Genomic DNA, 19,535 nt, shown 5'->3' with positions numbered 1-19,535 from the left:
GGTCATGAGCGAAACGGCAAGGGCGAGCGAGCCCAAGCAACTGCACGTCAACCTGTTTGAAATGAACTGCGTCAGCCACATCGTCCACGGGCTGTGGGTACACCCGGAAAACAACCGTCACCGCTTCAATGATCTGGACTACTGGACCGAGCTTGCGCAATTGCTGGAGTACGGCACCTTCGACGGGGTCTTTCTGGCCGACGTGATCGGCACCTACGATGCCTTTCGCGGCGGCCCGCAGACGTCTCTGCGCGAGGGCATGCAGATCCCCAGTAACGACCCGCTGCTGGTGATTCCGGCCATGGCGGCGATGACCAAAAACCTCGGCTTCGGCGCGACTTTTTCCACCACCTACGAGCCGCCGTTCGCCTTCGCCCGGCGTATGAGCACGCTGGATCATCTGACCAAGGGCCGTGTGGGCTGGAACATCGTCACCTCTTATCTGCCCAACGCCGCGCGCAACTTCGGCCACGACACCGAAGTGGTCCACGATCACCGTTACGAAATCGCCGACGAGTATCTCGACGTGCTGTACAAGCTGTGGGAAGGCTCCTGGGACGACGACGCGGTGATTCAGGACCGGGAAAAGCGGGTGTACACCGACCCGGAGAAAGTGCGCTACATCGACCATGTCGGCGAGCATTTCAAGGTGGCGGGCCCGCACCTGTGCCAACCATCGCGCCAGCGCACGCCCGTTTTGTTTCAGGCGACCGGATCGCCAGCGGGCATCGAGTTCGCCGGGCGTCACGCTGAAGTGGTGTTCACCGGCGGGCTCGATACCCCGGCGGTCAGGGCCAATATCCAGGCCATGCGCAACAAGGCCATCGCCCACGAGCGCGACCCGACGGGGCTGAAGTTCATCGTCATGGCCGGGGTGATCGTCGGCCGCACCGACGAAGAAGTCAGCCGCAAGCTCGACAGTTACCGCAAGTTGATGAGCGTCGAGGCCTCGCTGGCCCATGCGCAGGCCGCGGTGGATCTGACCGCGCTACCACGCGACACGCTGATCAGCGAGCTGATCGAGCGCAAGGTCAACGGCTGGGAGAGCCTACGCCGCTACAAACCGCAGTGGACGGTGGGCACGGTGCTGGGGCAACTGGAAGGGTTCAACCGTGAGCGGTTCTTCGTGGCGGGCACACCGACGGTGGTCGCCGACGAGATCGAAAAATGGCTGGATGTCGACGGCATCGATGGCATCAATCTGCGTCAGTACCTGTCGTTCGAAACGGCCCGGGATTTCATCGAGCTGGTGATTCCCGAGCTGCGTCGGCGTGGACGGTTTCGTGAACGCTACAACGATGGGGAGACCTTGCGCGAAAGGCTGTTCGGCGCAGGCCAGGCGCGGTTGCCGAACGATCACTATGGCGCCCGCTATCGTGATCCTGCGGCGTTGCAGCAAGCGGCCAGGCGGTTGCGGTTTACCTGATCATCCACTTTCCCTGTGGGAGCCGGCTTGCTGGCGAAAGCGGTTTGTCATTCAACGCAGTGGTGTCTGACCAACTGCTTTCGCCAGCAAGCCGGCTCCCACGGCCTTCGGCCAAACAGATCCGCATTCACCTCCCTCATCGGCACGTCGTGCTGCTACTTGCGCAACTGTTGGCCCTTCAACACCTGCTGCACAGATTGTCGATCCCCAACACCCCGAAACCCCGCCAACCCCCGTATTTACGGGCCGAAAAACCGGCATGCCCTGTGCAATGGTTCTGTCCCCGGACTATAGGCATCAGGACCCATGCGAGAATCCGCTCCGTATTCACCCCCCTCAGGCGGCCCTGCGAGGTCGTTGCTCAAACAGGCTCACCTCGTGGGCGCGGCCGCACTGTGCAGCGTCTTGTTGGGCTGCGGTCAGAACAGTACCTCGGTCACGCGCAGTGATCAGCCGGTCAGCGGCGGCACGCTGGTGTACGCCACCGACCGCGAACCCACCTGTCTGGACCCTCACGTGGCAGGCGACATGCCGCAAGTGTTCATCGGCCAGCAGTACCTCGATTCGCTGGTGTCGATGGACGCCGAAGGCAAGATCGGCCCGTGGCTGGCAAAAAGCTGGGAGGTCTCGCCGGACGGGCTGGCCTACACCTTCCACCTGCGCAATGACGTGCATTTCACCGACGGCACGCCGTTCAATGCCAACGCGGTCAAGGCCAACCTCGACCACATGGCCAACCCGAAAACCCAGTCCAGCACCGCCGGTGGCTACATCCGCCAGTACCGCAGCACCGAGGTGATCGACAACGACACGGCGGTGGTGCACCTGGCCACGCCTTACGCGGCGTTTCTGGAAGTCCTCGCGCAGGGGTTTCTCGGCATCGAATCGCCCACGGCATTGCAGCGACCACGGGATGTGAACTGTGAAAGCCCGGTGGGCAGCGGCCCGTTCAAGATCGTGCGCTGGGATCGGCAAAGCCAGGTCGAGCTGGTGCGCAACCCCGATTACAACTGGGCGCCGCCCACGGCTAAACATCAAGGCCCGGCCTGGCTGGACCGGGTGATCTGGAAGTTCATCCAGGAGCCGTCCGTGCGCTTTGCGTCGTTGCAGGCCGGCGAAGTGGACGTGATCGAGGCGCTGCCGCCGGAATCCCACGAGGCGGCCCGGCGCAACCCGGATCTGCAGGTGCTGGTCGCGCTGCGCCCCGGCAACCCCACCAATGGCACGCTGAACATCACTCGGGCGCCGTTCAACGACCTGCGGGTGCGTGAGGCGTTCGTGCGCAGCGCGGACATCGAAGGCGCGCTCAAGAGCGTGTACTTCAACGAGTTTCCCCGTGCCGGCGGCCCGTTGAGTTCGGCGACGCGGTTCTACAGCCCGGACTTCGAGCGCGCCCAGGATTACGACCCGGCGCGCGCGGCTCGCCTGCTCGACGAAGCCGGCTGGACCCAGCGCGACAGCGAAGGCTACCGGGTCAAGGACGGCAAGCGGCTGCGGGTCTACGTGGTGATGGGCAACCGCACACCGCCATCGGAATACACCCTGTGGGAGCAGGTACAGGCGACCACCCGCCAGGCCGGGTTCGAGCTGATCATCGACCAGATGAGTGACGTGCTGGCCACCAAGCGTCAAGCGGACTGGGACTACGACATTCGCCTGGGCTACTGGAACACCAACACGGCGGATGTGCTGCGGATCATCTTTGGCGCCGACTTCATTCAGCCAGCGGGTGTGGGCGGTTATCACCAGAACACCGCGGGCTACACCGACCCTGCCTTCGAAAGCCTGGTGCAGCAGGCGCTGGTGACCCAGGACCCTGAGCAGCGCCGCGCGCTGTATTTCAAGGCGCAGCAGATCGCGTCCAGCCAGTACCTGCAACTGACCACGTACCCGCAAAGCACGCGGCTGGGGATCTACAAGACCACCCAGGGCGTGCGCCTGGAACCGTCGCTGGCCGTGACTTACCTCTATGACGCATGGGTGAACAAATGAGCAGTGTCATCACCAACGACGCAGCGGCAAACCCGCGCCGTGAGCGTCTGCAGCAATTGGGGCGTCGCGCGTTGTGGCGCCTGGGCGGCGGAATTCTGGTACTGTGGGCGGTGGCGACGCTGACCTTCTTCGCCCTGCGCCTGATGCCGGGCGATCCGGTGCAGGCGATCCTTGGCGGCCCCAGCGGCAACCCGACCCCGGAAACCATCGCCGAGGCGACCCGCGAGTACGGCCTGGACAAGCCCTTGCCCGTGCAGTACGCGCTGTACCTGGGGCGCCTGGTGCAGGGCGATCTTGGCGTGTCCTATTCCCAGCATTTGCCGGTGACCCGGGTGCTCGCCGAGCAGTCCTGGCCGACCCTGGAGCTGACGTTTTCTGCGCTGGCACTGTCCTGGCTGCTGGTGCTGGCCTTGACCGTACTGACCGCCGGACGCCGACGCTGGGTCGGCAGCGTGGCGTCGCTGGCCGAGACGCTGTCGGCGGCGCTGCCGCATTTCTGGCTGGGGATCCTGCTGCTGGCGGTGTTCGCCTTCGGCTTGCGCTGGTTTCCGCCGGCGGGCAGCGATGGCTGGCGCACGCTGGTACTGCCGTCCTTCGCCCTGGCGATTCCGCTGGCCGGGTTCATCGCCCAAGTCACCCGTGAATCGCTGGACCTGACCCTCGAACAGCCGTTCGTACTGACCGCACGCACCCGCGGTCTGAGTGACGTCGCCGTGCGCTTCAAGCATGCGCTGCGTCACGCCGTGCTGCCGGGCATTTCGCTGTCTGGCTGGGCCATTGGCGCACTGATCAGCGGCGCAGTGGTGATCGAAGTGATCTTTTCCCGCAAAGGCTTGGGGCGCCAGCTGTTTCAGGCGGTGCAGGCGCAGGACCTGCCGCTGACCATCGGCATCAGCCTGGTGGTCGCCGCCGGTTATGTGCTGGCCAACATCGTGGTCGACCTGCTGTACCTGTGGGTCGACCCTCGTCAACAGGGGAGCGCAGCATGAGCGAATTGACTCTGGATACCTCGCTGCCCGCTGTACGGGTGCAGCGCACGCCACGCAAGGTCCGTCCCGGGCCGCTGCTGGCGGTGATTTTCTTGCTGTTTGTGATCGTGGCCGCTATCGCGCCGCAGTGGTTCGCTCACAGTGACCCGCTGGCTATCGTGCCGCGCGACGCCTTTCATCCGCCGGGCTGGGCCCATTGGTTCGGCACCGATCAGTCGGGGCGCGACATCTTTTCCCGGGTCATCTACGGCACCCGTCAGTCGTTGTTCATCGGTCTTGCGGCCACGGCCATCGCCATGAGTATCGCCATCGTGCTGGGGCTGATCGGTGGCCTGGGCGGCGCGTGGGTCGACCGTGGGGTGAGTTGGCTGCTGGAAGTGCTGTTCGCCTTTCCGAGCCTGATTCTGGCGCTGTTGTTCGTGGCGATCTTCGGCAGCGGCATCGGCCCGCTGATTGTCGCCACCGGCCTTGGCGGCGCACCCGGTTACGCCCGCATGGTCCGCGGCCAGGTGCTGGCGGTACGCAATGCCGGTTACATCGAATCAGCCAAGGCCCTCGGGCATCCGCCGCTGCGCATCATCACCCGTCAGTTGCTGCCCAACGCCATGCGGCCGCTAATCGTGACGCTGACCATGGGCGTTGGCCAGGCCATCGTCTGGGCCTCGGCTCTGAGCTTCCTCGGCCTCGGCGCGCGGCCTCCGGCACCGGAGTGGGGGACCATGCTGTCGATGGGCCGTGACTTCATCGCCAACGCCTGGTGGCTCACCTTTTTTCCGGGGCTGTTCATCGTCCTGACCACGCTGTCCACCACGGTGGCCGGCCGTTACCTGCAACAACGCCTGGAGGGTCGCCTGTCATGAGCGAGGCGAAACGTTTGATCGTCGAAGGATTGTCCATCGAATTCGCCGGGCAGTCGGTGGTGCGCAACCTGTCGTTCACCCTGGAACCGGGCAAGACCCTGGCGCTGGTCGGTGAGTCGGGCTCGGGCAAGAGCGTTACCGCACGCAGCCTGATCGGCCTGGCGGGCGAGGGTGCTCGGGTGACGGCCCGCAGGCTCAGCTATGCCGGGCAGGACCTGTTGAGCCTGTCCGAACGCGGCTGGCGCGACTTGCGCGGCAAGGACATCGGTTTTGTCCTGCAGGACGCGTTGGTGTCGCTGGACCCGCTACGACCGGTCGGCAAGGAAATTCTCGAAGTGCTGGAGACCCACCGCTGGGGCGACAAGCACAGTCGTGCCGAGCGCGTGATCGAGTTGCTGGAAACCGTGGGCGTGCCCGAACCGCAGCTGCGCGCTCGCCAGCGCCCCGACCAGCTTTCCGGCGGTTTGCGCCAGCGCGCGCTGATTGCCAGTGCCCTGGCGCTCAATCCCGGGTTGGTGATCGCCGATGAGCCGACCACCGCGCTGGATGCCACGGTGCAGGCGCAGATCCTCGAAGTGCTGCAGCAGATCAAGGCGCGCGGCGATTCGTTGCTGATCATCAGCCACGATCTGGCGGTGGTCGCGCAACTGGCCGATGAGGTACTGGTGCTGCGCCACGGCGAAGTCGTCGAGCAGGGCCCGATGGAGCAGGTGCTGCGTACGCCGCAGCATCCGTACACCCGCTCGCTGCTGGATGCCGTGCCTGCGGAGCATGCGCGAGGCACGCGTCTGTCGCCGGGCCAGGCGGCGCTGATTCTCGCGTCTCGGCCGCGCAACGACGCACCGGTGCTGCTCAAGGCCGAGGGCTTGGGCAAACGCTACATCGGCCCCGATCAGCAGGTGCGTCAGGTGGTCGATGGCGTCGGTTTCGAGCTGCGCGCCGGCCGTACGCTGGGCATCGTCGGCGAGTCGGGCTCGGGCAAGACCACGGTGGCACGCATCGCCCTGGGGTTGCTTGAGCCGGACGCCGGCCAGGTGCAGTTTCTCAGCGTGCCGTGGACCGCCGCCGGCGACGGGCGCATCGCGGAGAAGACCCGCCGCCTGCACCGTCGCGACATCAGCGTGATTTATCAGGACCCGCTCAGTTCGTTCGACCCGCGCTGGAGCGTCGGGCAGATCCTCGGCGATGCCCTGGATGTCGCAGGTGTTGCGTACGAGCAACAGCGTGAGCGGATTACCGAACTGCTGCATCAGGTACGCCTGCCGTCTGAGCTGTCCACGCGCCGCCCCTTGCAGTTGTCCGGAGGGCAGCGTCAGCGGGTGGCAATCGCCCGGGCCATTGCCAGCAACCCGAAAGTGATCATTTGCGATGAGCCAGTTTCGGCACTCGATGTCTCGGTGCAGGCCCAGGTGCTCGACCTGCTGGCCGACCTGCAAGCCTCGCTGGGCCTGGCGTATCTGTTCATTTCCCACGATCTGGGCGTGATCCGCCATGTCAGCGACGACGTGCTGGTGATGCGTCACGGCCAGGTGGTGGAAAGCGCGGACGTCGAAACGCTGTTCGAGCATCCGCAACACGAATACACCAAGCGTCTGTTGGGCGCTGTCCCGCGCCTGCCAGGCTCCGGCAACACACTGGTGGTGCCGCCTCTTGAACCGGAAAACCCGGCGTGGCTGTTCGACGAGTCCCGCCTCTGGAAAATCGCCATTTAGTTTTTGCGTCTAGCACCTTGCACAAGGAATTGTCATGAGTACGTTGTCTGCTGTTTCCAACTCGGCCGCTGCCACAGCTGCGGTCATCACCATCGAAGAACTCAACGCTCGCGCCGATCGTCTGCTGCCCGAGATTGCCGCAGGCGCCGCCCAGCGCGAACGCGAGCGGCAATTGCCCTACGAAGCGGTGGCGCAGATCGCTGCTGCCGGTTTTTTCACTGCACGCATTCCCAAGCGCTACGGCGGCGCGGGCGGCTCGGTCAAGGATGTCATCGCGCTATTGGTGCGCATCGCCTCGGCCGACTCCAACGTGGCCCAGGCGCTGCGTCCGGGTTTCGGTTTTGTCGAAGGCTTGCTGGCGTCCCGTGCCGAGGGTGCCGAGGCCGAGCGCGAACGCTGGTTCGCCCGTTATCTGGACGGCGCGGTGGTCGGCAATGCGGGCTGGGAAATCGGCGGGGCCAACGGCGTGGTCAGCGCGCGGATCGTCCGCGACGGCGACAACTACCGGGCCAGTGGCAGCAAGTACTACAGCACCGGCTCCCTGTATGCCGACTGGGTCAGCGCGGTGGCGCTGGACGAGAACGAACAGCCGGTGTCGTTCATCCTGCCTCGCGACCGCCAGGGCCTGGAGCTGCTGGACGATTTCGATGCCATGGGCCAGCGCCTGACCGCCAGCGGCACCACGCATTTGCGCGACGTCCTGGTCAAACCCGAGGAAATTCGCACCCGCACGGTGGAAGAGGGCAAGCGCACCATCGTCACGCCGTTTCTGCAGTTGTTCCTCGCTTCGGTCGAGGCCGGAATTGCCCGCAACGCGCTGAATGACGCCGTGAGTTTCGCCAACCAGCATGCACGGCCGATCAAGCACAGCACCGCCAGCCGCTCGGTGGACGATCCGTATGTGGAGTTGAGCGTGGGGGATGTGTCGGCCCGAGCGTTTACCGCCGAGGCCGTGGTGCTGCGTGCCGCCGAGTCGATTGACCGGGCCTGGGCAGCGGAGCTTGATCCGCTGTTGGTGGATCAGGCTGCCGTGGACGTGGCTCAGGCCCAGTACATTGCGGCTGAATCGGCGCTGAAGGCGGCCGAGCTGGTGTTCGATGTCGGCGGGGCGTCCACCACCGGTCGCAGTCACAACCTGGATCGCCACTGGCGCAACGCGCGCACCGTGGCCAACCACAACCCGCGCCAGTGGAAAGCTGCTGCCGTGGGCGCCTGGCAGCTCAAGGGCACGCCGCCGCCGACGTCGGGGTTGTTCTGATCCATCGCGTCGTCTGCTTCGCCACCAAGGCGGCTCCCACATGGGTCACGTCGAACGGAAATTATGTGGTCGACGCTGTCTCTGTGGGAGCCGCCTTGGTGGCGAATGCGATCACGCATTCAACGCCTGAACGAATGACCTGACAAAAAGAAAATCCTGCATGGGCATCAACCAAAGGCTCGAGATTCAAGCCAGCAACCTTTCCCCTAACCTGTGGCGCATTCCGATGATCATCGGTTGCGCCTTGTTCATGGAACTGATCGACGCCACGGCGGTGCTCACGGCCTTGCCGCAGATGGCCGAGCAATTCGCCGAACCCAGCGTGCGCATGAACCTGGTGGTGTCGCTGTACCTGCTGGCGGCGGCGCTGTTCGTGCCGGTCAGCGGTTGGGCGGCAGACCGTTTCGGCCCGCGGCGGGTGTTCGTCAGCGCGATCGTGCTGTTCACCTTGGCGTCATTGGCCTGCGCGTGCTCGACCTCGTTGCTGCAGCTGTCCATTGCGCGCATGGCGCAAGGCGCGGCTGGGGCGATGATGGTGCCCGTGGGGCAGGTGATCCTGCTGCGCTGGTCGGCACGGGAAAACCTGCTGCGGGCGATGTCGTATCTCACCATTCCGGCGCTGATCGGCCCGGTGCTGGGGCCGCCGCTGGGCGGGTTGCTGGTGACGCTACTGTCCTGGCAATGGATCTTTCTGATCAACCTGCCGATCGGTGTGCTGGGGGTGTGGCTGGTGCTGCGCAATATCCCGGATTATCCGGGCGAGCGCGGCGGGCCGCTGGATATTCCGGGGTTGCTGCTCAGTGCCGTAGGGCTGGCCGGGCTGGTGTTCGGCTGCGAAGCCTTCGGGCACGGTCTGCTGCCGCGCGGGTGGGCCCTGTTGCTGATAGCGACGGGCGTGCTGAGTGCGCTGGGCTATGTCTGGCACGCGCGGCGCACGAAATTCCCGTTGATCGATCTGTCCTTGCTACGAATTCCGACATTTTGCATCACCTTCTGGGGCGGCAACCTGATGCGCATCGGCAGCGCCTCGCAGCCCTTTCTGCTGGTGCTGCTGTTTCAGCTGTGTTTTGGCCTCAATCCCTTACAGGCCGGCTTGCTGAGCTTCGTCGGTGGCGCGGGTGCGTTCGTGATGAAACTGCTGGCGGTGCGCATCGTCAGCCGCTTCGGTTTCAAGCGCACCCTGATCGGCAACGCCTTGCTGACCGGGCTGACCCTGGCCGCCACCGGACTGTTCGACCTGTCCACGCCGTACTGGGTGATCGTCGTGGTGCTGTTCGTCAGTGGCGTGATTCGCTCGCTGCAGTTCAGCACCCTGGGCGCGTTGACCTACGCCGATGTGCCGCCGGCGCAATCGAGCAGTGCCAGCAGCCTGTCGGCCATGAGCATCCAGCTGACCATGAGCGTTTCGGTGGGGCTAGCCGCAGCACTGCTGGGGCTGATCATGAATCTGCGCGGCCATGTGAGCCTGACCCAGAGCGACGTGGCCTGGGTCATGTGTCTGGCTGGCGCCTTGTGCATCGCCTCGGCGGCGGTCTATCGCAGGTTGCCGGTGGCGGCGGGCAATGCGGTGTTCGCGGCGCGCAAAGGCTGAACTGTCGGATTTGCGACAGTGGTGTTCGAGCGCTGTCGCGAATCGGGCTGTGTGACAGGTCACAAACTCTGCACACCCACTGAATCTGGCGGCTGCGCGCTGGCACGAATCCTGATAGCAGTGATTGTTCTCACTGCCGTCAGGAAGCCGCTCAATGATCCGTCCCGCCATTGCTCAGGATGCCGCTGCCATTGCGACCGTGCATATCCGCAGTTGGCAGCAGGCCTATCAAACGCTGCTACCCGAGGCGTACCTGACCTCACTGGATGAAACCTTCGAACGGCGCAGCGCCTGGTGGCAGGAGGCAATCGAAACCGGCCACGAGCAGGTGTTCGTGGCCATCGAGCAGGAACAACTGGTGGGCTGGATCGCCTGCGGCCAGAGCCGTGATGCGGACGCAACACCCGGAAGAACCGCTGAGGTCCGCGCCGTTTACCTGCTGGCCGAACACTGGGGCACCGGCGTGGGCCGTGCGCTGTGGCTGACGGCCCGCGCCGCGTTGATCGCCCAGGGTTTCGATGAGCTGACCCTCTGGGTGCTGACCGGCAACACCCGAGCCATCGAGTTTTATCGCAATGCCGGCCTGGCTGCCGAACCCGAGTCGGTACGCAGCCTCAGCCGTGGCGGGCGCACGCTGACGGAGATCCGCTACCGCTCGCACCTTTGAAACGCCGTACCCGTGGGCTGCCTGCCCATTCTTGCCTGGAAGCTGCGCGGCCACAGGTGTCATCCAGGAACATCCAACCTATGAGCTCTTCTTTTTCTTCCTTCGCACCGCGTGACCGGCGGCTGCGCAGCTGGAATGTTCAGCAACTGCCCTCGACGCCCGGTGCGTTCGTGCGCTTTTTTATCAATAACTTCAAGGGCTGGTACCTCGCGATTCTGCTGCTGCAGACCGCGGCCGTGATCTGCGCGATCTTGATCCCCTACGGGCTGGGGCAGATCACCCGCACGGTGAGCAGCGGCTTGCAGGCCGAGCAGGCGTTTGCCGTGCTGCAGTGGCCGTTGACCCTGTTTGCCGCGCTGCTGGTCTGTGAGGTGCTGTTCACGCGGGCTGCCGCCGGTTGTCACATCCATGTGCTGCCGCTGCAGCGGCGTACCGTGACCCACGTGGTGTACGCCTACCTGCAGCAGCATTCTCATCGCTTCATCAGCAACGAGTTCGCCGGCGCGCTGGCCCATCGTGTGTCCGAAGTGGCGCTGGGGGTGAACCAGACGTTGAGCATTCTGCTGTTCGACCTGATTCCGCTGGTGGTCACCCTGACCCTGGCTACGGTGCTGCTCTGGACCGCTTCGCCCCTGATGGCGGCGTTCATGGCCGGCTGGTCGGCGTTGTTCATTGCCGTGTGCTATCTGCTGGCGCGGCGCAGCCATCCGCTGGCGCAGCAGTATTCAGCGGCGCGCAGCACCAGCTCCGGCAAGGTAGTGGATGCGGTGTCGAACCTGGCCAACATCCGTCTGTTTGCCCGGCATGCCTTCGAGCACGGTTATCTGGGCAGCTTCCTGGACAAGGAAGTCGCGGCCGCCTATCGCTCGCTGGGTTACATGGAGAAAATCCGCTGGTTCCAGACCGGCTGCGGGGTGCTGCTCAAGCTCGGCTTGCTGCTGCTGGCGCTGTACCTGTGGCGCAGCCAGCGCATCGACATCGCCGGTTTCGTCATGTCCACCAGCCTGTCGCTGCTGATCATCAGCGACGTGGGCAACCTGTCGCGGCGCTTTCTGGAATTCTTCGAGGCTACCGGCAACATCTCCAACGGCGTGCGCACGCTGATCCGCCCTCATGAGGTGATCGACCGTCCCGAGGCCAAGGTCTTGCAGGTCAAACACGGCGCCATCGAGTTTCGTGACGTCGGGTTCAGTTACGGCGGCGAACAGGCGATTTTCCAGCACCTGAACATCGTCATTCCTGCCGGGCAGAAGGTCGGCCTGGTCGGAGCCTCGGGGTCGGGCAAGTCGACGCTGTTGAGCCTGCTGTTGCGTCTGTACGACGTGCAGAAAGGCGAGGTGCTGATCGATGGCGTGGATGTGCGCAGCGTCACCCAGCACTCGCTGCACCAGCAGATCGGCCTGATTCCCCAGGAACCGGGGCTGTTCCACCGCAGCATCCGCGAGAACATTCATTACGGCCGCCTGGATGCCTCGATGGAGGAGGTCGACGAAGCGATTCATCGTGCCGGCGCCCGGGAGTTCATCGAAAGCATGGAGCAGGGCTATGAGTCGCTGGTGGGCGAGCGCGGCGTGAAGTTGTCCGGCGGCCAGCGTCAGCGCATCGCCATCGCCCGGGTGCTGCTGAAGAACGCGCCAATTCTGGTGATGGACGAGGCCACTTCAAGCCTGGACTCGATCACCGAGCGCTTCATCCAGGACAAACTCGACGAAATCATGGAAGACAAAACCGTCGTGGTGGTCGCGCATCGGCTTTCGACCGTGGCCCATCTGGATCGCATTCTGGTGTTTGACAAGGGCAGGGTGGTGGAAGACGGCCGTCACGACCAGCTGCTGCGCCAGGGCGGTTACTACGCGCGGTTGTGGAATCAGCAGTTCAGCGATGAGCTAGGCGAGGCGGTTTGAGTAGAGGCTCTGCGAGCACCGTTGCTGGTGCTCGCGTGGTGGTCAGATCGACAGGTGCAGCACGCGCTCATCGGGTTGCGCTTGGGCGGGGCGACGTTTGTTGACCTTCAACTCGCCCAGGTTGATCAGCAACGTGCGGGTGACGTTGCGGCTCAGCCCCAACAACTCGGCGGTGTGCACCTGGTTGTGATGGCAGAAGCGATACGCCGCGCCCAGAAGCGTGCGCTCGACCTGCTCGTGCAGATTCTCCACCTGTTCTTCAAACAGACGCTGCATGGCCTGCTCCAGCAACCCCAGTGCGGACTGATCAGTGCCAAGCGGTTCCTCGTGACGGTCAATGCGCAGGTTGGACAGGCGCAGGTCATCGCTGTGGATCACGCCGTCCTTGCAGATCAGCAAGGTGTGGTGAATGACGTTCTCCAGTTCGCGGATATTGCCCGGCCAGCTGTAATGCACCAGTTTGCGCTCGGCCTCGGCGCTGAGCACGATGTTGCCGTAGTTCAGGCGGCGGCTGTAGCTGTCGATGAAGTGCCGCACCAGCGGGATGATGTCGCCCGGCCGCTCGCGCAACGGGCTCAGGTCCAGATTGACCACGTTGAGCCGGTAGAACAGGTCTTCGCGAAAATGCCCGGCGTTGATGGCTTTTTCCAGTTGCACGTTGGTGGCGGCCAGCACCCGGACATTGATCGGGATGCTCTTGCGCGAGCCGAGGCGCACCACCTCGCGTTCTTGCAGCACGCGCAGCAACTTGACCTGGATCGACATCGGCAGATCGCCGATTTCATCGAGAAACAGCGTGCCGCCGTTGGCCTCTTCAAACCAACCGGCCTTTGAACTGAGGGCGCCGGTGAACGCGCCTTTTTCATGGCCGAACAGCTCGGCCTCGACCAGCGATTCGGAAAAGGCACCACAGTTCACCGCCACAAAGGGCTGGCCCTTGCGTGCGCTGAGGTTATGGATGTGGCGCGCCACCAGCTCCTTGCCGGTGCCGGTTTCGCCGATGATCAGGACACTGGCTTCGCTGGGCGCGACCTGTTGCAGGTGCTTGAGCAGGGCTTTGGACTTGGGGTCTTCAAAGACTTGCGCGGTGGCGCGAATCGAGGTGGCCAGGGACGGGGAAGGGGGAAGCGTCAGCAGGTGCATGGTCGTTCCTGTCGATAGCAAAGCTATGAATAAAAAGTCGGGATGGGCGCGGTGCCGTTGAGCGCCCAATCGCCCAATTCATGGAGTTTGTAATCCAGCGGGTCATGCAGGCTCTGGGTGCGCAGGTTGCGCCAGTGCCTGTCGAGGGCGACCTGCGCGTGGGTGGCCCGCGCGCCAGTCACCTCGAAGACCTTGCTACAGAGCTCCAGGCCGTTGCGGCTGGCGGCGACCTTGGCCGTGGCAATGGCGATCGCCACCGTGCCGCGCTCTTCAGCGGTCAGGGCAGAGCCCTTGAGCCAGGCGGCATCGAGCAGTTGCCCGGCACGCTCCACCAGCAGGCGGGCACTCTCAAGGCCCACCCAGAAGTCGCCGTAATGGCCGAGCACGTAGGGGTCCTTGCTGTTGTCCTGCACACTGGAGCGAAACCACGGCCGGGTTTCTTCCCGGGTGTACTTGCGTGCTTCTTCGAAAGCGCCTTCGGCAATGCCCAGAAAGATGTTGGCGAAATGCAGCTGGGCGATCAGCGGGCGCAGGCAGGCGAACGGCGTGCTCAGGGGGCCTGGATCCAGCAAAAGGTCCGATTCCTCGACGCGCACACGCTTGAAGGTCACGCTGCCGCTGTCGGTCTGGCGCTGGCCCATGTTCTGCCAGTCGTTGTGCAGGGTGATGCCGGTGCGGCCGCTGGGGATCGCGGCGATCAACAGCTTGCCCCCGGCGACCTCGTCCACCGCCGAGGCGATGAGCATTTCCGAGTCGGTGGCCCCCGAGCAGAAGCTCTTCTGCCCGGAAAATTCACGCCAGCCGCCGCGCCCGCGCGAGACCGTGCGGGTGTCCAGCGGATTGAGGGTGTTGCCCCAGAACCAGTTGTGGTTGGCGGTCAGCTTGAACCAGGTCTGCCACTGCTCAGGCCTGGCGAACAGCCGGACGGTGGCGAGCATCAGGTGATGAAAACCGAAGACGTGGGCAATGGAGCTGTCGACCCGGGCGAACTCGCGCACGACCTCGAAGGTTTCCGACCAGGTGGCTTCCAGCCCACCGAACTGACGGGGAATGCTCAACGACAACAGGCCGCTGCTGCGCAACCGGTCGCGCTCGGCCTTGGGCGTGCCGCCGCGGGCATCGCGATCGACCGCGGTACGGGCAAAGTCGGCGGCCAGCTCGCGGGCGATTTCCAACGGCGCGGTGCGGGTATTGAGATACGTGACGGTCATGGGAGTACCTCTTCCTTGATGGGTAGGCGTTGGCTGAATCACACCCGTAGCCGCACGGCTTGCCGGCGGGAGCGTTGTGTCAGGCAATACATTCGTCACAGACACACCGCCCCGCCGGCAAGCCGTGCTGCTACGGGATCGATCATTTCGCGGTAATCACCGCCAGCTTGGTAATCCCGGCCTTCTCGATGGACGCCATGGCCCGGGCCACTTCGCCGTAGTTCACGCCGTTGTCGGCCTGCAACTGCACGCGCACGTCCGGGTCCTTGTCCTTAGCCGCCTGCAGATTGCTCTGCAGCAGATCGGGCTGGATTTCATCCTTGTTGATGTACAGCTTGCCCTGATCGTCGATGCTCACCACCAGCGGGTCCTTCTTCTCCGCGGGCGCCACGGCTTCGGTCTTGGGCAGGTTGATCGGGATCGAGTTGGTCAACAGGGGCGCGGTGACGATGAACACCACCAGCAACACCAGCATCACGTCCACCAGCGGCGTGACGTTGATTTCGCTCAGCACTTCATCGCTGTCTTGGGTGGAAAAAGCCATCTCAGGACGCCTCCTTCACTTTCTGGCCGGCAGCGGTGGCGCCGGACTTGAGCACCGGGTGCAGCAGCACGCGGAAGGCGTTTTTCTGCGCCAGGCTGTAGAAGTCGTGAGCGAAGTCGTCCAGATCAGCGGCGGTCAGTTTCAGGCGGCGCAAGTAGTAGTTGTAAACCAGCACGGCCGGCACGGCGACGGCGATGCCGACACCAGTGGCGACCAGCGCAGCACCGATGGGCCCGGCCACGGTTTCAAGGCTCGCCGAGCCCGCCGCACTGATGCCTTTGAGCGCCGACATGATGCCCCAGACCGTACCGAACAGGCCGATGAAGGGCGAGGTGCTGCCGATGCTGGCGAGGATGGCCAGGCCGGTTTCCAGCGAGCGACGCTCACGCACGATCTGCTGGCGCAAGGCGCGTTCGAGGCGATCCTGGTGGTTGATCGACTGGCTCAGGTCAGTGGCCTGCGCGCCGTCCGGCACCTGGATGGCCGCGTAGCCCGCCAGGGCGACGCGGGCCGCAGCGCCCGGCTTGTTGTGCGCCAGCTCGGCGGCGGAGTCCAGGCTCGAGGCGGCCCAGAACTGCTTGTGGAAGCGCTTGTCCTGGCCTTTCAGGCGGGCGAACTGTACGCCCTTGAGCAGGGCCAGGCCCCAGGTGGCGACGGAGAAAACGATCAGCAGCCAGATGACTGCGTGTTCGATGGATTCAAAAGGTGAGGCGATAAGGTTCATGTGAGGCTCTCCAGCAAGGCAAATGAATCGTTGTAGCGATGCGCCTTTGGTCAGGTAGCCCGCGATGTCGATGAATCGGTGTCAGGTATTACTGCAACTTGAAGTCGATGGGCACGCTGACCCAGCCGTCGATGGCTTTGTCACCCTGTTTGGACGGGACAAAGCTCCAGCGCTTGACTGCGGCCAAGGCGGCGTCGTCGAGCTGATCGCGACCGCTGCTTTTCTGGATCTGGACCTCGCCGGGTTTGCCGGTGGCCAGCACATGCACACGCAGCAGCACGGTGCCCTCCCAGTTGCGGCGCATGGCCAGGGCCGGATATTCCGGAGCCGGGTTGTGCAGGTAGCCAGCGTTGGCCGAGGCCGGGGTGACCGGCGCAGGCGCAGGAGGCGCGGGCGGGGCAGGGGCTGCAACGGGTTGTGGCGGTGGCGGCTCCACGGGCTGAGGAACGGGCTTGGCCACAGGCTTGGGCACGGGTTTGACCACCGGCTTGGGCTTGGGGATCGGCTTGGGCGGCGGTTTGGTTGCCAGCTCGTCTTCCACCGGCGGTGGCGGCTCGACCACAGGCTGAACAATGGGCTCAGGCGGTGGTGGCGGGGGTTCCACAACAGGCGGCGCCGGCTGAGCGAACTCGATGGTCATGGGCGGGATTTCCGGCGGCACCACCGGCAACGGCGGCGTCGACGAACTGTTGACCCAGTAGATCACCGCGCCATGCAGCACCAGCGCGAACACGCCCAGCAAGGCGGCTTCGCGTCGGCTCAGAATGCGCCGGGGTGTGGTGTGCAGCCTCGACAGCGCCAAGGGGCCGCGATAAACCCGACCCAGATCGAGCAACTCGCCCCCCGGCGCCTGGCGCCAGAGCACATCCAGTGCGCTCGCTGCTTGGGTATTGGCCATTGATTGACTCCTGGCTATTGAATGAAACCGGAACAGCTGTTCCATGATGATTGTCCGACGGGCGATAACCTGTTGAATCGCGGCCGACGAATAACGCAAGAGTCACGAGCAAGAGCCATACCAACTAGTGCACCGCCGTAAATACGCAGCCATTTGCCGCTGCCTGATGCTGTTTCAATACGGTGGTCATACTTTTTGTCGTTGCACTGTTGGGCAGTGAACACTGTGTGTTATGAGACACTTACATTTGGCTATATGCCAGGCGGACGTGTCTGCCTCAAGGCTTTGGTGGTGGCGCTGAATATTGCTGCAAATGTTTAAAACGCCACAGTTAAAGAACAAAGTGTCGTCCCGGCACAGCGAAGTTGGCGTACAAGACAGCGGATTATCCATAAACAATCGTGGCACGAACCCTGCTTAGTTGTTCCTGAGCGCGACTATACGAATAGATGCTCCGACTAAATTATTGAAATGGGGAGTCAGGATGTTGATGCTGCACAAGTTGGATATACGCGCTCGCCGCTTTGATTCGCTGGCCACCGCTTCAAGTATGGGAATACTGCTGATGCTGGTTCATGGCACCACCCTGGCGGCCGACGAGAACGCTGAACAGGCGCCCCGGCTGGCCACGGTGACAGTGACCGGAGCGCAGGCAACCGAGGCACAGAAGGCCGAAAAACAGCTGGCCAAAGTGCCGGGCAAAACGGCTGTGATCGACAACCACGAGATTGAAAAAGGCCGCGCTTCGAACGCCGAAGATGTGCTGGCCCTGCAACCGGGTGTATTCGCCCAAGCCACCAGCGGATCGGCGGCCAACAAGATTTCCATTCGGGGTTCAGGCCTCAATACCTTCTATCAAGGCTATGTGCTGGGCATCAAATTCCTGTTCGACGGTCTGCCCCTGACCGGCCCCGGCGGTACACAGGAAGACATGCTGGACATGGCCGGTGTCGATCACACCGAAGTGTTGTACGGCGCCAACGCCTTCAATTATTCGGCGTTGTCGCTGGGCGGAGCGATCAACTTCGTCAGCAAGACCGGACGCACCGATCCTGGCAACTACGCACGCTTCGAAGCCGGCAGTTACGGTTATCGCAAACAGGTACTGAGCACCGGCGGCGTCGAAGGCAATGCCGACTATTACGTCAGCGTGCAACACAACGAACGCGACGGTTATCAGGACGATACAGAGAACAAAGGGCAAGGCATCGTTGCCAACTTCGGCTACGTGTTCAACCCCAAGCTGGAGACCCGATTCTTCTTGCGTTACCGCGAAGAAACCCTGAGCCAGGGCAACACGCTGACCAAATACCAGATCAAGCACGACCCCACCAGCAACGCCGTGCCGTTCGGCCGCAAGAAAGACGGCACCACGCTGCTGGGCAGCAAGACCACTTACACCTTCGACGACAACGCGAAACTGGAGGTCGGCCTGGGCTACAACGACTACCCGCTGTACAACGGCTGGCGTTATTCAGCCACGCCCCAGGACTGGCGCTCGAAAGACATCAACCTGACCCTGCGCTACCTGCGCACCGGCGACACCTTTCTGGGCCTGAACAGCGACAGCACAGTGACCTTCAGCACCACCCGAGCCTACCTGGCTGACGTGAAATCCCACAGCAAGGCGACCAAGATCAAACAGCAAGAAGCCAACTACACCGGCTCGCGCGACACGGTGTTCTCGCTGGGCAACGAACTGCAATTGACCGATGATCTGTGGCTGTCGTCCGGTTTGTCGTTCATCGACATCAAGCGCAAGGCCGAGATCGAATACACCACCGGCACCAACACCACGGCATTTCCCAACGGCGTCAATTACGAAGAGCACGACATCGCGCCGCGCATCGGCCTGCGTTATCAGCTGACGCCGGAGTTCGAGCTGTTCGGCAACGTCAGCCGCTCCATCGATCCGCCGGTGACCTGGCAACTGGGCAGCACCGGCACACCCTACATTCGTGATGTGCGTCCGCAAAAGGCCAACACGGTCGAGTTCGGCATCAGGGGAGGGCACGGCATCTTCGACGGCAGCCTGACGCTCTATCGCTCGTGGGTGCAGAAGGAGCTGCTGTCGGTGGTCGTGCGCCAGGCCACGGCCACCCAGGACCAACTGGTCGCCACCTCCAACGGCAGCCCGACCATTCACCAGGGCGTCGAAGCCGGGCTCAACGCGTTGCTGTGGGAAGGACAGGGCGGAGATACCGTGACCCTGCGCCAGGCCTACACCTACAACGACTTCCATTACCGTCACGATGCGACTTTTGGCGACAACGAACTGCCTGGCCTGCCGCGCCAGGTGTATCAGGCCGAGCTGGAATACCGCCAACCCAGCGGTTTCTATGCGCAATTGAACAGTCGCTCGGCGTCCAGCTACTACGTCGATTTCGCCAATTCGCTGGGGGCACCGTCCTACACCTTGTGGGGCGCCAAGTTCGGCTACCAGGCGCCGAGCAAGAAGTGGGAAGTGTTCGTCGACGCGCGCAACCTGACCAACGAGCGCTACGCCACAGCGTCCAATACCGCCTATGACGCCAAGGGCCAAGACTCGGCCAACTTCTATCCGGGCGACCCGATCAACGTCACCACCGGCGTGGCATTCCGTTTCTGACCCCGGCA

At 63.7% G+C, this 19,535-nt stretch carries 15 protein-coding genes; 10 read left to right on the top strand and 5 right to left on the bottom strand.

Features of this window, described 5'->3' with window-relative positions:
- Window positions 1-4 precede the first annotated feature (4 nt).
- From AC1MEK_RS10755 to AC1MEK_RS10715, 9 genes are all read left to right on the top strand, one after another.
- Window positions 5-1,426: an LLM class flavin-dependent oxidoreductase gene (locus AC1MEK_RS10755; RefSeq protein ID WP_480396258.1), complete on the top strand. Its 1,422-nt coding sequence runs from the start codon at window positions 5-7 to the stop codon at window positions 1,424-1,426.
- A 306-nt stretch (window positions 1,427-1,732) separates the two neighbouring features.
- On the top strand, window positions 1,733-3,418 hold the full coding sequence (locus AC1MEK_RS10750; RefSeq protein ID WP_480396257.1) for an ABC transporter substrate-binding protein: 1,686 nt from the start codon (window positions 1,733-1,735) through the stop codon (window positions 3,416-3,418).
- A complete protein-coding gene (locus AC1MEK_RS10745) occupies window positions 3,415-4,407 on the top strand; it encodes an ABC transporter permease (protein ID WP_480396256.1) in 993 nt (330 codons plus the stop codon). Before AC1MEK_RS10750 ends, AC1MEK_RS10745 begins: the two co-directional genes overlap by 4 nt.
- Entirely contained in the window at window positions 4,404-5,267 is an 864-nt protein-coding gene (locus tag AC1MEK_RS10740) for an ABC transporter permease (RefSeq protein ID WP_480396255.1), read from the top strand. The genes AC1MEK_RS10745 and AC1MEK_RS10740 overlap by 4 nt, the downstream gene beginning before the upstream one ends.
- A complete protein-coding gene (locus AC1MEK_RS10735) occupies window positions 5,264-6,979 on the top strand; it encodes a dipeptide ABC transporter ATP-binding protein (protein WP_480396254.1) in 1,716 nt (571 codons plus the stop codon). The genes AC1MEK_RS10740 and AC1MEK_RS10735 overlap by 4 nt, the downstream gene beginning before the upstream one ends.
- A gap of 34 nt (window positions 6,980-7,013) precedes the next feature.
- The gene (locus tag AC1MEK_RS10730) at window positions 7,014-8,237 is read left to right on the top strand and encodes an acyl-CoA dehydrogenase family protein (RefSeq protein WP_480396253.1); all 1,224 of its coding nucleotides are present in this window, start codon (window positions 7,014-7,016) and stop codon (window positions 8,235-8,237) included.
- 160 nt (window positions 8,238-8,397) lie between these two features.
- On the top strand, window positions 8,398-9,828 hold the full coding sequence (locus AC1MEK_RS10725) for an MFS transporter (RefSeq protein ID WP_480396252.1): 1,431 nt from the start codon (window positions 8,398-8,400) through the stop codon (window positions 9,826-9,828).
- A gap of 154 nt (window positions 9,829-9,982) precedes the next feature.
- Window positions 9,983-10,495: an N-acetyltransferase family protein gene (locus AC1MEK_RS10720; protein WP_480396251.1), complete on the top strand. Its 513-nt coding sequence runs from the start codon at window positions 9,983-9,985 to the stop codon at window positions 10,493-10,495.
- An 80-nt stretch (window positions 10,496-10,575) separates the two neighbouring features.
- Complete coding sequence (locus AC1MEK_RS10715) at window positions 10,576-12,399, top strand: ABC transporter ATP-binding protein (RefSeq protein ID WP_480396250.1); 1,824 nt, start codon at window positions 10,576-10,578, stop codon at window positions 12,397-12,399.
- A 42-nt stretch (window positions 12,400-12,441) separates the two neighbouring features.
- Here AC1MEK_RS10715 and AC1MEK_RS10710 read toward each other — a convergent pair whose 3' ends face one another.
- The 5 genes from AC1MEK_RS10710 to AC1MEK_RS10690 form a co-directional block, all read right to left on the bottom strand.
- Window positions 12,442-13,542 (bottom strand): sigma-54 interaction domain-containing protein, encoded by a 1,101-nt coding sequence (locus AC1MEK_RS10710; RefSeq protein WP_480396249.1) that lies wholly within the window; start codon window positions 13,540-13,542, stop codon window positions 12,442-12,444.
- Window positions 13,543-13,565: 23 nt separating this feature from the next.
- Entirely contained in the window at window positions 13,566-14,753 is a 1,188-nt protein-coding gene (locus AC1MEK_RS10705) for an acyl-CoA dehydrogenase family protein (protein WP_480396248.1), read from the bottom strand.
- Between the two features lie 142 nt (window positions 14,754-14,895).
- Window positions 14,896-15,297: an ExbD/TolR family protein gene (locus AC1MEK_RS10700; RefSeq protein WP_480396247.1), complete on the bottom strand. Its 402-nt coding sequence runs from the start codon at window positions 15,295-15,297 to the stop codon at window positions 14,896-14,898.
- Window position 15,298: 1 nt separating this feature from the next.
- On the bottom strand, window positions 15,299-16,021 hold the full coding sequence (locus AC1MEK_RS10695) for a MotA/TolQ/ExbB proton channel family protein (protein WP_480396246.1): 723 nt from the start codon (window positions 16,019-16,021) through the stop codon (window positions 15,299-15,301).
- Between the two features lie 88 nt (window positions 16,022-16,109).
- Complete coding sequence (locus tag AC1MEK_RS10690) at window positions 16,110-16,919, bottom strand: energy transducer TonB (RefSeq protein ID WP_480396245.1); 810 nt, start codon at window positions 16,917-16,919, stop codon at window positions 16,110-16,112.
- Window positions 16,920-17,484: 565 nt separating this feature from the next.
- Between AC1MEK_RS10690 and AC1MEK_RS10685 the strand changes: the two genes are divergently transcribed.
- A complete protein-coding gene (locus AC1MEK_RS10685) occupies window positions 17,485-19,527 on the top strand; it encodes a TonB-dependent receptor family protein (protein WP_480396244.1) in 2,043 nt (680 codons plus the stop codon).
- The last annotated feature ends 8 nt before the right edge of the window (window positions 19,528-19,535 follow it).

This window comes from Pseudomonas sp. 2, from assembly GCF_056627435.1.
The sequence above is the reverse complement of the archived record's forward strand: the minus strand, read 5'-3'. Positions and strand labels throughout refer to the sequence as shown.